The following is a 15,401-nucleotide window of genomic DNA, read 5'->3' on the forward strand; positions in this document are numbered from 1 at the left end:
ATCACTTGCTTGCGAGGAACAACCCGGTGAAGCCGCTCATGCGCCACGCCGGCGGCGCAATTGTGGCCGCTGTCGTGCTGGCCGTTGGTGGCCTGGCGCCGTGTATGGCGACCGAGCAAACGCCGCTGCGCATGGCGGTGACGCTGATGCCGGCCAGCTTCGGCGATCCGTTCCGAACTTTGGGAGTTCCCGGGGACTTCGTCTGGCGCCAGATATTCGACTCGCTGACCGAGAGCGACGAGCAAGGCCGCATCGTCCCCCTGCTGGCCGAAAGTTACGAAAACCTCAACCCTCATGCCTGGCGCTTCGTATTGCGCGAAGGCGTACGTTATGCAAACGGCCGGCCCTTTACCGCCTCCTCGGCAATCGAAGTGTTCGACTGGCTGCTAAGCAGCGAGGGCCGGGCCACGGCGGCGGGTTGGGAACTGCGCGGCATAAGCAAGGTAGAAGCAAAGGACGCGCGTACGCTGATCTTCACCACCAGGGAGCCCGACCCGATCCTGCCCAACCGGCTGACGATGGCGATGATGATCGATCCGCAAGCTTGGCGCGAAATGGGCCGGCAGCGCTTTTCGCGCACTCCCGTGGGCACGGGCTCGTACCAACTGCGAGACTGGCAGAACCGCAACGGCGCAGTGGTGCTCACGGCCAATCCTCATGCTTGGCGCCCGCCCAAGATCCAGAAGGTGGAAATCTACCCGCTACGCGACCATGCTTCGCGTTTCCAGGCGGCGCTATCCGGCCAACTGGATATCACCATGTCCCTGCGCCCTGAGCAACTGGACACTTTTCGCTCGCGCGGCTTCAGGGTTTATGTCGATAACCTGCGGCAGATCGTCGCCTTCGCCTTTGACGTGCTGGGACACCCCGACTCGCCGATTGCCGACGCGCGCGTTCGCCACGCACTCAACTACGCCGTGGACCGAAGGACGATCTCGGAAGACATACTGCAGGGCTTTGCGCCACCGGCCAGCCAGGGATCGGCGCCCGGCGTATTCGGCCACAATCCGCGCATCAAGCCCTATCCCCACGACCCGCGCAAGGCTCGGGCGCTGCTCGCCGAAGCAGGCTACCCGAGCGGTTTCTCGATGGAAGTGCAGGTTGTGACCGGCACCTATCCCAACGACCTGGAAATCTTCGCCAAGGTGCAGCAGGACCTGGCGGCCGTGGGCGTGGACATGGCGTTCCGCTCAACGCTGTTCTCCGACTGGATCCGCCAGTTCTTCCAAAATGTCTGGCGCACCGAAGCCTTCTCGCTGGCATGGAACACGGCCCCATTCAACGACGCCTTGCGCCCCATGGAACAGTATTCCTGCCTCAAGATTCGGCCGTTCTTCTGCGACGAGGCACTCAGGGAGAGAATCATCGCCGCGAGCCGCGAAATGGACGCCGGACGCAGGGAAGCTCAGTTGCAGCAACTGGCCGTCGAATATCGCCGGCGCGCCCCCAGCCTCCAGCTACTGGAATACGGCCACATGTGGGTGGTTGCTCCCGATATCCGTGGTTTCAATCTCCGTACCCGCACGCCGCAGCTCTACCGGGCGGAAAGAACTAGGTGATGCTCTCGGGTCTTGCGCAGCGCCTCGCGCGGCTGCTGTTCCTGTTGCTGGGCGTAAACGCGCTGCTTTTCGTTGCGCTTGGCCTGGCCGGGGATCCAGCCCTGATCCTGGCCGGCGAAGAGGCGACGCCAGAGCTGCTCGAACGGATCCGCACAGAATACGGCCTCAACCTCCCGGCCTGGCAGCGCTACCTGGTGCAGCTCGGGCGCATGGTGCAGCTCGACTTCGGCGTCTCGCTCTATACCGGACAGCCGGCACTGGCCATGGCGCTGGAACAACTGCCAGGCACGCTGCTCATGGCAGTCTTGAGCATGGCCTTGACTCTGATCACGGCGATTCCCGCGGGCGCCTGGATAGGCCAGCGCCCCGAAGCCGCTTCACGTCGCTTCGGGGCTGCGCTTACCGCCGTGGCACAGGGCATCCCTGGCTTCGTTATGGCGCTGGTGCTGATCCAGATATTCGTAGTGCACCTGGGCTGGCTGCCCTCGCTCGGCTACGGTCAGCCGGCTGCCTGGATACTGCCGAGTGTTTCACTGGGCTTTTTCCTGGCGCCAAAGCTGTGCCGCGTGGTCAGTGCCGGCGTGGCCGAGGCGATGCAGCAGGACTACATACGCACCGCCCGCGCCAACGGCGCTTCGATGCGATTCATACTCTGGAGAGAGGCCTTGCCTGCCGCTATGCCGGCGGCGGTGGCGCTGATTGGCGCGCAGTTCGCTTTCCTGGTGTCCGGCGTGGTGCTTATCGAAAGCCTGTTCCTGTGGCCGGGCATCGGCCTGTTGCTGCTGCGCTCGGCTCAGACCCTGGATTTCCCGGTGCTCCAGGCGATCTGTTTCGTGGTCGCGGCATTGGTTTTTGCTGTCAATAGCCTTGCGGACGCCCTGCTGCGCCTGGTAGATGCAAGGCTGAGACCGGCAACGCAATGAGCGCAAACCATGCCTGGCGCCGGCTGCTGAAGACCCTCAGGGCATCACCGCAACTGATCCTGGGCGCCGCGACGCTGCTCGGTTGGGCGCTGCTTCTGGCGCTGAGCGGCCTGCTGCAGACCCACGACCCGCAATTAGGGGACTTGAGCCAGCGCTTCGCGCCAGCCGGCACGGCGGAGCATTGGCTGGGCACCGACAACCTGGGGCGCGACGTCTGGTCGCGCGTACTGTCGGGTCTTCCCTGGTCGGTGGGCGTGGCGACCGTCTCCTGCTTGCTGGCGCTGCTGCTGGGCGGCTCGCTGGGCATGTGCGCGGCGCTTTACCAAGGCTATCCGCGCGTCATGATCAACCAACTGGTTGACGCAACGCTTTCGTTTCCGGGACTGGTTGCGGCGATCATCATTGTGGCCGTGGCGGGCCGCGGGTTCTGGCCGCTCAGCATCACGCTGGGCCTGCTTAGCTGGCCGGTTTTCGCCCGCGTGGTCTATGCCGAGAGCTTGCGTTTGCTGGCCCAGGACTACGTAACTGCGGCTCGCATCATGGCGGCAAGCGCGCCACGCATCCTCCTCGGCCACTTGCTGCCGGGACTGCGGCCGGTGCTGGCGGTAGTCTTCACGTTTCACTTCGCCGACATGCTGGTCGCGGAGAGCGCACTCTCGTTCCTGGGGCTGGGCGCACCGCTGGGTGTTCCCACCTGGGGGGCGCTGCTGCAGGAATCGCGCGACTTCCTGATCGTTGCGCCCTGGCTCATGGTCGTGCCGGCCACAGCCATTGCCCTGCTGGTCGTGTCCATTCACCTGTTGGGCGACGGCTTGAGCGCGCTCGACCGCGCCCAGCGATGAACAGCGCGGATTCCCTGCTGCAGATCCGCGGCTTGTGCGTGGATTTCCCGCGCGGGGGCCGAGTTGTGAACGAGGTTTCCCTGAACGCGGACGAGGGTGAAATCGTTGGCCTGGTAGGCGAATCGGGGGCCGGAAAATCGCTGGCCGCGCTGGCGATCCTGGGCCTGGTCCCGGCGCCGGGACGCATCGGCGGAGGCCAGGTGTTCGTGCGCGGTCAAGAGCTGACGCAGCTCGGCGAAACGGCCTTGCGGCCATTGCGCGGCAGGATCGCCGGGTTCGTGTTTCAAGATCCCTTGACCTCGCTCAACCCGGTGCGCCGCATCGGTTCCGTACTCACCGAGAGCGCCATGCGCCACTCCGGGCTGACTCGAAAGCAGGCGCGCGAAAGAGCGGCGGAAGCCTTGCGCTCGGTCGAACTGCCGGAGCCCCAATCGGCAATGCGCGCCTACCCGCACCAGTTTTCGGGTGGCCAGCGCCAGCGCATCATGATCGCTCTGGCGCTCATCAACCGACCGCCGCTGCTGATTGCCGATGAACCTACAACGGCGCTGGATACAGCAGTGCAGTCGCGCATTCTTGAGCTGCTGAAGCGCCGCGCGAAGCGCCATACCTTATTGATGATTACCCACGACCTGGCGCTCGCGGCCCGCTTCTGCGACCGCCTCTACGTCATGCACCGCGGGCAGGTGGTGGAGCACGGGCCGGCCCGCGAGCTGTTCTCCAAGCCTCGCCACGACTACACCCGCTCGCTGCTGCAGGCGCTGCCGGGCAGGCGCGCGGCCGCTCCTGCGCGCCGCCGCCGCAGCAAGGCGCGAGAGGCGGTAGCTGCTTTGCGCGGCCTCACAGTCCGATATCGGGGCGCGCCGCAGCCGGCTGTCGATGACGTGGCCTTTTCGATTTACGCCAACGAAACGGTGTGCCTGGTCGGAGAGTCCGGATCAGGCAAAACCACGATTGCGCGGGCGCTTGCAGGCGTAATCGAGGTGAATCCGGAGCAACTGCGCTTCCCGGCCCTTGATGCGAAGCTGCCCAGCGCCAAGAGGCGCGCGCGACACATGCAGATGGTGTTCCAGGACCCCTACTCCAGCCTCAACCCGCGATGGCCGGTGGAACGCATTGTCGCGGAACCAATGCGGATACATCGGCTCTGCCGCCGCAAGGAACAGAAGGCCCGCGTGGCGGCGCTTCTGGACCGGGTCGGCCTTGATCCTCGGCAGATGGGCCGACGGCCGACCGCATACTCGGGCGGCCAGCGTCAGCGCATCGCCCTGGCGCGGGCGCTGGCGCTGAATCCGCGCTTGCTGCTCGCCGACGAAGCGTTGTCCGCGCTGGACATGCGCACTCAGGCACGCATCCTGAAGCTGCTGGCGGAAATCCGCGCAGAGCGGAGCATGGCGCTGCTGCTGATCACCCACAACCTGGTGCTGGCCGCACAAGTAAGCGACCGGGTCATCGTGCTACGGCGCGGAAAAATAGTGGAGCAGGGGCTCACGCCGGAAGTCATGAGCAGACCCAAGCACGAATACACCCGCGAACTGCTGGCTGCGCAGGCGCGCTGGGGGCTTGACCCCCATCCCGAGACGGCACCGGCAGCACCCGATCCGCGAGACCCCTGACACCGGCGCCGACCCAGCACGCGCGATTAGCGAGACTGCCAATCCGCAGCAAGCGGTATTCGGCATGTAAACTTCCTGCTTGTGAAACGACGCGACCTATTGCGCGGCGCCGCCGGCGCCTTGGCATTGACATTGCCGCCAGCACGGGCTGCCGCGCTGCTCGACAATCGGTGGGACTTCATCATCGTGGGCGCAGGCACGGCTGGCTTGCCGGCCGCCATCCACGCATCAAGACGCGGCGCAAGTGTGCTGCTGCTGGAAGCGGCCGACAAGCTGGGCGGTACGCTCAACATGGCGCAAGGGCAAATCAGCGCGGGCGGCACGCGCCTGCAGGAAGCCTTAGGCATTGCCGACTCGCCGGACCGGCACTACGAAGACATCATGGATATCACCTTCGGCGAGGCCGATCCGACAATTGTCCGGCGCACGGTGGACCTGGCCCCGGACACGCTGAACTGGATTCTGGATCAGGGCCTGGTGCCTCTGCCGGGTCACCCGGTCACCGGCGATGCGCCGGGCCGGCCAGCTTACAGCGTGCGCCGATACTTCTGGGCCGCAGAGGCGGGTCGCGCGATACTCAAGGTGGTGCTGGAGGAGTTCAATCGCGAATTGCCGCATGGCCGTATCGCCACGCGGCTGAATACTCGCGTTAACGGCCTGTTGATGACCGATGCGGGAACTGTGGAAGGTGTTCGGGCAGAAAGCGGGGGCGAGGAATTCGCGTTTCGTGGCCGTCACGTGCTGCTCACCAGCGGCGGTTACGCCATGAACCCGGATATGTTCGAATTGCTGACCGGACATCCGCCCTACGCCGCCGGCGCCTGGCCGCATTCGCTGGGCGACGGACTGGAACTGGCGGTTTCCGTGGGCGGCTGGCTGCGCGGCCAGCGGTTGCACCGGGCGGGAACCGGGTCCATCCTCACCGTCGGCGAATTTCCCGCCAAGGTATATGCGCGATTCTCCACCGTCCCGCAGCAACGGTTGCCGTGGGAAATCTGGGTGAACGACCGAGGCCAGCGTTTCATCCGCGAGGATGAGCCCCTGGTGCGACCGCGAGCCCAGGCCGTGCTAAGGCTCCCGCGCCTGCGCTACGTGATCGTTTTTGACCAGCACATACTGGACACGGCGCCGCCCGGTTTACCGGATTTCACCCGAGAACAGTTCCTGGAACACTGCGACAACCACCCCATGTTCACCCGTGCGGACAGCCTGGCGGAATTGGCGGAAAAGGCCGAAGTGGACTTAGCAGGACTCGAAGAAACGGTGCGCGCCTACAACGCCGCGGTGGCAAGCGGCGGCGACTCGTTTGGCAGGCAACACCTTCCTGCCCCCATCAGCCGGCCGCCATACTATGGCATTACACACCTCGGCAGTTCCGCCACCTCATCGGCCGGCGTTGCGGTCAACGCCGAAATGCAGGTATTGCGTGGCGACTCGGAGCCGATTCCCGGCCTTTACGCAACGGGCGAAGTACTCGGTTCCGGCTCCACCCTGGGGTCCACCTTCGCGCCAGGCATGATGCTCACACCCGCACTTTCGCTGGGCCGCTGGCTAGGAATGACGCTACCCGTCTGAAGTTCCCCTTGTGTGTTAGTCTGGCTTTCGCCTTTAGCTGCTGAGAACGGCACATAAGGCACACAAGTACCACATTTCCGCCCGTCTGAGTGAAGGACTCGCTGGCGCGGCAAAAGGGGGATTTGATGACACACGTTCCTGGGCAGAGTGTTTTGCGGGCATGCCGGACAATTGGGGACTGGTCGATCGCGAGCCATCCAGGCGCTGCAGTGCGCGGTCCCTTGCAAGAACATAAGTCCCGGCCCCTGCCGATGACGCGGTGCTCCCTGGCCCGGTTTTTCGGCTGGTGTTTGGCGCTTGCGCTGGTCTTGGTAACTGCCCTTCAGCCAGTCCAAGCGCAGAGCTCGGCGCCGGGCAAGCCGCAGAATGTTGCAGCGGTTTCGGGTGATGCCTCGGTGCTGCTGACTTGGAACGCAATTGCTTCCGCCACCAAGTGGCAGGTGCGCTACAAGGCAGGCAATGCGGCATGGGGCGGTTGGGCAGACATCGCCGGCAGCGGCGGCTCAACGGCCAGGCACACGGTCACGGGATTAACCAACGGCACAGCGTATCTGTTCCGCGTACGCGCGTTTCGCGGAATTGCTGCCGGCCCAACCTCGGACAACGTGAGCGCAACGCCGGCGCCAGCGCCCGGCAAACCGCAGAATGTTGCCGCCGTGCCCGGTGATGCCTCGGTGCTGCTGACTTGGAACGCAATTGCTTCCGCCACCAAGTGGCAGGTGCGCTACAAGGCAGGCAATGCGGCATGGGGCGTCTGGGCAGACATCGCCGGCAGCAGCGGCTCAACGGCCAGGCACACGGTCACGGGATTGACCAACGGCACAGCGTATCTGTTCCGCGTGCGCGCGTTTCGCGGAATTGCTGCCGGCCCAACCTCGGACAACGTGAGCGCAACGCCGGCGCCCGCGCCCGGCAAACCGCAGAATGTTGCCGCCGTGCCCGGCGATGGCTCGGTGCTGCTGACTTGGAACGCAATTGCTTCCGCCACCAAGTGGCAGGTGCGCTACAAGGCAGGCAATGCGGCATGGGGCGGTTGGGCAGACATCGCCGGCAGCAGCGGCTCAACGGCCAGGCACACGGTCACGGGATTGACCAACGGCACAGCGTATCTGTTCCGCGTGCGCGCGTTTCGCGGAATTGCTGCCGGCCCAACCTCGGACAACGTGAGCGCAACGCCGGCGCCCGCGCCCGGCAAACCGCAGAATGTCTCGGCGGTGCCGGGCGATGGCTCGGTGCTGCTGACTTGGAACGCAATTGCTTCCGCCACCAAATGGCAGGTGCGCTACAAAGCGGGCAATGCGGCATGGGGCGGTTGGGCAGACATCGCCGGCAGCGGCGGCTCAACGGCCAGGCACACGGTCACGGGATTGACCAACGGCACAGCGTATCTGTTCCGTGTGCGCGCGTTTCGCGGAATTGCCGCCGGCCCACGCTCGGACAACGTGAGCGCAACGCCGGCGCCCGCGCCCGGCAAACCGCAGAATGTCTCGGCGGTGCCGGGCGATGGCTCGGTGCTGCTGACTTGGAACGCAATTGCTACCGCCACCAAGTGGCAGGTGCGCTACAAGGCAGGCAATGCGGCATGGGGCGGTTGGGCAGACATCACCGGCAGCGGCGGTTCAACGGCCAGGCACACGGTCACGGGATTAACCAACGGCACAGCGTATCTGTTCCGCGTGCGCGCGTTTCGCGGAATCGCTGCCGGCCCAACCTCGGACAACGTGAGCGCAACGCCGGCGCCCGCACCCGGCAAGCCGCAGAATGTCTCGGCGGTGCCGGGCGATGGCTCGGTGCTGCTGACTTGGAACGCAATTGCTACCGCCACCAAATGGCAGGTGCGCTACAAGGCGGGCAATGCGGCATGGGGCGGTTGGACAGACATCGCCGGCAGCGGCGGCTCAACGGCCAGGCACACGGTCACGGGATTAACCAACGGCACAGCGTATCTGTTCCGCGTGCGCGCGTTTCGCGGAATTGCTGCCGGCCCAACCTCGGACAACGTGAGCGCAACGCCGGCGCCAGCGCCCGGCAAACCGCAGAATGTTGCCGCCGTGCCCGGTGATGCCTCGGTGCTGCTGACTTGGAACGCAATTGCTACCGCCACCAAATGGCAGGTGCGCTACAAGGCAGGCAATGCGGCATGGGTCGGTTGGGCAGACATCGCCGGCAGCGGCGGCTCAACGGCCAGGCATACGGTCACGGGATTGACCAACGGCACAGCGTATCTGTTCCGCGTGCGCGCGTTTCGCGGAATTGCTGCCGGCCCAACCTCGGACAACGTGAGCGCAACGCCGGCGCCCGCGCCCGGCAAACCGCAGAATGTTGCCGCCGTGCCCGGCGATGGCTCGGTGCTGCTGACTTGGAACGCAATTGCTTCCGCCACCAAGTGGCAGGTGCGCTACAAGGCAGGCAATGCGGCATGGGGCGGTTGGGCAGACATCACCGGCAGCGGCGGTTCAACGGCCAGGCACACGGTGACGGGATTGACCAACGGCACAGCGTATCTGTTCCGCTTGCGCGCGTTTCGCGGAATTGCCGCCGGCCCACGCTCGGACAACGTGAGCGCAACGCCGGGACCAGCCCCCGGCAAACCGCAGAATGTCTCGGCGGTGCCGGGCGATGGCTCGGTGCTGCTGACTTGGAACGCGATTGCTACCGCCACCAAATGGCAGGTGCGCTACAAGGCGGGCGCCGCCGACTGGACAGACTGGGCAGACATCGCCGGCAGCAATGGCTCGACCACCAGTCACACGATCACGGGATTGACCAACGGCACGGAGTATCTGTTCCGTGTGCGCGCGTTGCGTGGAACTGCTGCCGGGCCGCGCTCGGATAACTTGAGCGTCACGCCGGGACCAGCCCCCGGCAAACCGCAGAATGTCTCGGCGGTGCCGGGCGATGGCTCGGTGCTGCTGACTTGGAACGCAATTGCTACCGCCACCAAATGGCAGGTGCGCTACAAGGCGGGCGCCGCCGACTGGACGGACTGGGCGGACATCGCCGGCAGCAATGGCTCGACCGCCAGTCACACGATGACCGGATTGACCAACGGCACGGAGTATCTGTTCCGCGTGCGCGCGTTTCGCGGAATTGCCGCCGGCCCACGCTCGGACAACGTGAGCGCAACGCCGGGACCAGCCCCCGGCAAACCGCAGAATACCGTAGCCATTCCGGGCGATGGCTCGGTCTTGCTCACCTGGAACGCAATTGCTACCGCCACCAAGTGGCAGGTGCGCTACAAGGCGGGCGCCGCCGACTGGACGGACTGGGCAGACATCGCCGGCAGCAATGGCTCGACCGCCAGTCACACGATGACCGGATTGACCAACGGCACGGAGTATCTGTTCCGCGTGCGCGCGTTGCGTGGAACTGCTGCCGGGCCGCGCTCGGATAACTTGAGCGTCACGCCGGCGGCGAATAATGCGCCGACGGTGGCCAGTGCGATTACGGATCAGTCGGTTGTTGTGGGCTCCACGCTGACAGTGGACCTTGAGGCAAGCGGCAGCGAAGTTTTTGCGGACGTCGACGGCGATACGCTGACGTATACGGCGACATCGGAGGCGCCAGGTGTGGCGGGAGTGTCGTTGTCGGGAACCACGTTGACAGTCACCGGAGGCGCTCTGGGCACGGCGGCGGTGACGGTTACAGCGGAAGACCCGGGCGGCGCGTCGGTATCGGACGCGTTCGAAGTTACCGTGAGCAACAGCCTCAGGACCACGGCGCCGACAAATGTGCGCCTGACAGGTGGCGCTGCCCAACTCACGGTGGCCTGGGACTGGATTGACGGCACGGGCGGGATATGCCTGCTCACGGGAAGCCGGTCGGCTTTTGAGGTGGAATACAAGAAATCGACGGAGTCGAGTTGGCTGCAAGCATACGAAGTGCTTCCGAACAGCGCGGATCGTGGCGTGTTCGAGTTGAAAGGCAACGGCGCCCTGAGGCAGTTCACAATTGAGGAAGGAGCCGCAGGGCTGTTTGCAGCGCAGACCGGAGTTGCACTTGATCCTGTCGCGTACGATGTTCGCGTTTTGGCCTACAGTGGGCCATGCGAGCAACCGCCGCACGAGCCGAACAGTCCCTACAGCGTGGTGGCAAGCACCAGTGTCTTGCCGGCGGTGAGCAATGCGTCCGTTGCGGACGGTGGCGTCATGTCTGCTCCGGGGCAGGTGCTGCCCGGCTCGGGTGTTTCCGGCTTGCTGACGTTTGCGGGGCAGTCGGTGGAGGCGTTGCGTTTGCGCGAAGGCCGCGCGGTGCGCGAGGAGTTGCCCGAAGCACAGGGTGGTGAAGGCGCATTGACCTACGCACTGTCGCCCGAGTTGCCAGCGGGCCTGCAGTTCGATGCGGCCACGCGCACGATCTCGGGTACGCCCTTGGCGCCGGTTGCGGAGACGCGCTACACGCTCACTGTCACCGAGACCGAAGCATCAGCAGAAGGCACGCCGCAAAGCGCGTCGCTGTCGTTCCTGCTGGAGGTGGGGGCGGACACCAAGCCGGTTTTCGCGCAGGCCGTGGCGGACATGGCGTTCGAGCGCAACCAGCCGATCGAGCCGCGGGTGCTGCCGCTAGCCACGGGCGGCGAGGGCGAGTTGCGCTATGCGCTGGAGCCTTTCTTGCCGGCGGGACTGTATCTGGACCAAGACACGCGCACGATTTCGGGCACGCCGGAAACGGTGCGGGAAGAGACGCTGTATCGCTGGACGGCGGTGGACAGCGACGGTGATATGGCGGTGGCGGAGTTTAGGATGACGGTGGTTGCCGAGCCCAGCGTGGCGAGCCGCGCGGCATGGGCGCACAAGGCGATTCTGCCGGACCTGGTGCGCGGCGCCACGGATATGACGCTGGATGCGGTCGGGGCGCGCACACAGCAAGCGCGGACGGGCGATACGCAAGGTCTTGCCGCCGCCGGCACGGGGGAGGCACAGCTTCTGGGACAGCGATTCACGTTCGGTGTGAAGGACAATAGTTCGGCGCCGCAATCCTCGGCATTGGATAGTTTGCCGAGTCTCCTGCAAAGCACGGGTCCGACACTGAATACCGAGGATGCGGGCGAGGCCTTGATGCAGCGGATGCTGGAGGGCGCATCGTTCCGTATGCACTTGGGCGGCGGCGCGGACGGTATGGGCCGGCGCTATACGCTCTGGGGTCAGGGCGGCTACCGGAGCTTGAGCGCAGAGCAGGACGGCATCGCGTTCTCCGGCGGCTTGTCCGGGCTGCACCTGGGCGCGGATACGCGGTTGAGCGATACGCTGCTGGCAGGCGTTGCGGTCTCGCATTCCTCGGCGCAGATGGATTACACGGAAACGTATCGGGGCGAAGTCCTCGAAGGCGTGTATGGCTTTACGCTGTCCGGTGTGCATCCGTATGCGGATTGGCAGCACGCCAGCGGTCTTGGTGTGTGGCTGTCGGCCGGCGCCAGCCGCGGTGAAGTGCAGGTGTGGGACCGTGCGCTGGAAGAACAGGATGCGGTGCGCAATGCGCTGAGTGTGCATGCGCTATCCGGCGGTGTGGAGCGTCCTTTGGCGCGGCGTGGTGTCTGGGGCCTGGCGTTCAAGGCGGACGGTTCGGTATCGGATGTGACGGTGTCGGACGACGGTTCTGCGGATGACATAGCGCTGCGTGTATCGCGCTTGCGTATGTCGGTGCAGGCGGACTGGGAGCTGGGCGCATGGTCGCCTTATGCGGAACTGGGTCTGCGTCATGACGGCGGCGCCGGCGGTTCGGGCACGGGTCTGGAGGCGGGCGGCGGCGTGCGCTACTCGGGTACTTCGGGCTGGCAGTTCGAGGGTGAGGCACGAAGCTTGGCGCTGGGTTCGGGCAGCCGTAGAGAGTGGCAATTGCAGGCGACGCTGTCGAGGCAGCCTGCGGCGGGTGCGGGTGGTTTCCGGATGCGCTTGAGTCCGGCTTATGGTCCTGCCGGGGGCATGAGCGGTGTATTGGACCGGTTGTGGTCGGACGGTATGAGCGGAAGCGTTGCTCCGGCTCTAGGTGGTCTTCTGGATGCGGGGGCTTATCAGAGCCGTTTGGACCTGGAGTTGGGTTATGGCTGGCCGGTGAACCGTGGTCTTGTGGAGTTGTATGGCGGCGGTTCGGCAATGGCGGGTGAAGGTGTGAATCCTGCGGCGAATTCGAGCGGCCGTTTGCATGTAGGCGGTCGCTTTGAGGCAACCTCAGGCTGGCATGTGCGTTTGGAGTTGCAGTGGGACGGTTCGGCGGCGGACGGCGGGCCATCGGCGCCTGGCGGCATGAACGGCGATGTGTTCTCAAGCGAGCTGTTTGGCGGCGCTTCCGCTTCGGGTCTTTCCGGGCTCGCAGACGAGCGCCTGGCGGAAGTCGGGCCACATGCAAGCGAGCCGGGGCGTTATGGCGATTCGCTGCGCGCGCTCGGTGCGGCGCCGCTGAATCCGGCCGGGCGCGGCATCGTGCTCACGATCAGCTCGCGCTCGTTGGGGCGCTGAGTCGGCGGCCTCGCACGAGCGGCCTCTCCCCGCGATCAATTGAATTCGGGCGAATGGGGCAGAGCCACCATATCGCCGGCTTAAGGCGAACTACTACGTAAGGCTGGGCCGCTGTCTAGACATGCGATACCTGCCTGAACTTAAATTCCGACGGCAGGGGGCGAGCGCCCCCTGCCGTGCTTGATCAGAAGACGTAAGTCGCGGTGAACCCGATCTGCCGCGGGTCTGCCAGCGGGTACTGGAAGGCGCGAACAAAGACGGAAGTGCGTGCGCTATCGCCGCGCGGCAAGACGTTCTTGAAGTCCACGAAACGGATGACGGTGGACGGCGTGCGGTCGTCGGTCAGGTTGCGCACGAACAGGCCCAACTGCCATTGCTCCATGTCCATACCCAGCTTCAGGTTGATCAGGTTCTGATCGCCGCTGTGCGCGTAATTGAATATCTGCGCGTACTTGCGGCTGGCGTAGGAGTAATCGGCTCTGATATAGGCGGTATTGGCGCCTACGGGCCACTCATAGCGGGCGAAAAGGTTGGCTTGGTGTTTGGATGCATTGGGTGTCTGGTTGCCCGCCACGGACGGGTCACCTCCGGTGAACACAATTTGTTCGGAGAACTCGTCGAACTCCACGAATGAGGCGTCATTAAGCGCATAGCCAAACCCGCCGATGAACTGATCCGTAAAGATATGCGCCACTTCCAACTCCAGTCCCTTGGCTTCGGTTTCACCGGCGTTGGTTACATAGGACACCGGACGGCCATCGCTCAGCAACCCCGTGGTGGTCAGTTGCTGGTTGGTCCAATCGATGAAGTACACCGCCACGTTCAACGTCGTGCGCCCATCATTCAGTGTGTTCTTGGTCCCTACCTCCAGGTTCCAGGAATCCTCTTCGTCGGCAAACCGCAGCGACTCGGCCAGCAAGGGATTCGCGTTAATCCAGCCGGGCTTGTTACCCTTGGCGACCGTCCCGTAAATCATGCGTCCGTCCGCATACTTCCAGTCGAGAGTAGCGCGTGGTGACCAACTCTTGAAGGTGTTCTCGATCAGCGGCAGCGTGGCGCGGGCTCCCGGATTATCGTTGCCGATCTTGTCCGAAGCGTAGCGCAGTTCCAGTGTGCCTGTAAGCGTGTCGGAAAAGTCCGACGCGACCGATCCGAATACGGCCCAGTTGTCGGTTCGGGCCTCGCCCTGATCGACGGTAGCGCCGTTAAGCCGGTCTTCGCGAAAATCGCGGCGGCTTTGATATAGATACACACCCCCAAGGAAGCGCATGGCTGAATCCAGGTCGGTGCTCACCAGCAGTTCCGTGGACCACTCGCGGCGGTCGCTGACCGCGATTCGATTGAAGGTTCCGCCCAGTGCGGTCGAATTGGACGTGATATCCACATCGTATCCGTACAGCACGTCGGCATCGAAATAGCCGGTGTTGGATCGAACGGTCAGGCCGCCCAAGTCCCATTCCAGTTGTGCCGAGGCACGCCAGGCGGTCTTGTCCAGGCCGATGTCATCGCCGAACAGCTCCAGGTTCTGCTCGGTGCTGTCCAATTCCGCAACCTCGCCGCAGTAATACTGACGCGCGATTTCCAAGAAGCAGTTGTTATAGGTGCGGTCCTGCAGCGTCACCGCGGCAGCGCCGTCGTCGTCCTTGCCATAGCCCAAGTTGAAACGGGCCATGAAGGTGTCCGAGGGACGCAGTTCCAGGGCCAGATTCAGATTGACCGACTCTTCATCCCCTACCAACTGGTTGTCCAGCGTGTTGCGGTAGAAGCCACCGTAGGTGTAGTAGCGCACATGCGCCATGTAGAAAGCCGTGTCTTCGGTCAGAGGCCCGCGCGACAAGAAGTTGATCTCGCCCTCGTCGTGCTCCGCCAGCCGCATCGACAGCTTGTTTTCGGGCTCGTTCGTGCCCTTCTTGGTGATCAGGTTGATGGCGCCGGCAAAAGTCGCGCGCCCGAACAAGGCGGCCTGCGGTCCCTTGATCACTTCCACGCGTTCAACGATATCGAAGGGGAACGAAAGAACGGAATCGTTGTACTGCACGCCGTCCACGAAAATCGATGCATTGGCGCCGCCCAGAATCTGCGACTGACCGCGGATTACAGGCCGGCTGCCGCCGCCTTGCACGCCATAGCGGTTGAGCTTCTCGAACGAAAATCCGGGCGTGAACTGGCTGATGTCCATCACGTCGGCCAAGCCCCGTTCGCCCAACTCTGTGGCCGTAAACGCAGTAATCGTGAGCGGCACATCCTGAATCCGCTCCTCCTGCTTGCGCGCCGTCACCACTACTTCCTCGATCTCGCCGGCACCCTGCTGCGCCAGCGCGGCGGGCGCGATCAGTACGAGCGCGCTAGCCAGTAAACCAATTCGAATTCTCATGCGAAGTCCTCCAACTCCAAGCGGGGCAAAATATACCCCAAGTCCGCCTTTGCAAGC

At 64.5% G+C, this 15,401-nt stretch carries 7 protein-coding genes; 6 read left to right on the plus strand and 1 reads right to left on the minus strand.

The window, feature by feature from the left end; genetic code table 11:
• The first annotated feature begins 26 nt into the window (after nt 1-26).
• The 6 genes from ACWCOO_RS07340 to ACWCOO_RS07365 all read left to right on the plus strand — a co-directional run bounded on the left by ACWCOO_RS07340 (nt 27) and on the right by ACWCOO_RS07365 (nt 12,970).
• The gene (locus ACWCOO_RS07340) at nt 27-1,559 is read left to right on the plus strand and encodes an ABC transporter substrate-binding protein (RefSeq protein ID WP_446830348.1); all 1,533 of its coding nucleotides are present in this window, start codon (nt 27-29) and stop codon (nt 1,557-1,559) included.
• Nucleotides 1,559-2,482 (plus strand): ABC transporter permease, encoded by a 924-nt coding sequence (locus tag ACWCOO_RS07345; RefSeq protein ID WP_446830349.1) that lies wholly within the window; start codon nt 1,559-1,561, stop codon nt 2,480-2,482. The genes ACWCOO_RS07340 and ACWCOO_RS07345 overlap by 1 nt, the downstream gene beginning before the upstream one ends.
• Nucleotides 2,479-3,324: an ABC transporter permease gene (locus tag ACWCOO_RS07350; RefSeq protein ID WP_446830350.1), complete on the plus strand. Its 846-nt coding sequence runs from the start codon at nt 2,479-2,481 to the stop codon at nt 3,322-3,324. Before ACWCOO_RS07345 ends, ACWCOO_RS07350 begins: the two co-directional genes overlap by 4 nt.
• Nucleotides 3,321-4,940 carry a nickel ABC transporter ATP-binding protein NikE gene (gene nikE, locus ACWCOO_RS07355; RefSeq protein ID WP_446830351.1) on the plus strand — a complete coding sequence of 540 codons (1,620 nt, stop codon included), beginning with the start codon at nt 3,321-3,323 and terminating at the stop codon, nt 4,938-4,940. Before ACWCOO_RS07350 ends, nikE begins: the two co-directional genes overlap by 4 nt.
• Before the next feature lie 81 nt (nt 4,941-5,021).
• Nucleotides 5,022-6,515, plus strand: a complete 1,494-nt coding sequence (locus tag ACWCOO_RS07360; RefSeq protein ID WP_446830352.1) for an FAD-dependent oxidoreductase — start codon at nt 5,022-5,024, stop codon at nt 6,513-6,515.
• A gap of 251 nt (nt 6,516-6,766) precedes the next feature.
• A complete protein-coding gene (locus ACWCOO_RS07365; protein WP_446830353.1) occupies nt 6,767-12,970 on the plus strand; it encodes a fibronectin type III domain-containing protein in 6,204 nt (2,067 codons plus the stop codon).
• A 184-nt stretch (nt 12,971-13,154) separates the two neighbouring features.
• Here the strand turns inward: ACWCOO_RS07365 and ACWCOO_RS07370 are convergent, their stop codons facing one another.
• Nucleotides 13,155-15,344, minus strand: coding sequence for a TonB-dependent receptor (locus tag ACWCOO_RS07370; protein WP_446830354.1), 2,190 nt, complete (start codon nt 15,342-15,344; stop codon nt 13,155-13,157).
• Nucleotides 15,345-15,401: the final 57 nt, after the last annotated feature.

The sequence above is a fragment of the Candidatus Foliamicus sp. genome (genome assembly GCF_965221325.1).
Taxonomy (GTDB): domain Bacteria; phylum Pseudomonadota; class Gammaproteobacteria; order Steroidobacterales; family Foliamicaceae; genus Foliamicus.

What these genes read in the sequence shown, in the direction of transcription:
- ACWCOO_RS07370 (WP_446830354.1), bottom strand. Translation starts at nt 15,344, where the DNA reads ATGAGAATTCGAATTGGTTTACTGGCTAGCGCGCTCGTACTGATCGCG.
- ACWCOO_RS07365 (WP_446830353.1), top strand. Translation starts at nt 6,767, where the DNA reads ATGACGCGGTGCTCCCTGGCCCGGTTTTTCGGCTGGTGTTTGGCGCTT.
- ACWCOO_RS07345 (WP_446830349.1), top strand. Translation starts at nt 1,559, where the DNA reads ATGCTCTCGGGTCTTGCGCAGCGCCTCGCGCGGCTGCTGTTCCTGTTG.
- ACWCOO_RS07350 (WP_446830350.1), top strand. Translation starts at nt 2,479, where the DNA reads ATGAGCGCAAACCATGCCTGGCGCCGGCTGCTGAAGACCCTCAGGGCA.
- nikE (WP_446830351.1), top strand. Translation starts at nt 3,321, where the DNA reads ATGAACAGCGCGGATTCCCTGCTGCAGATCCGCGGCTTGTGCGTGGAT.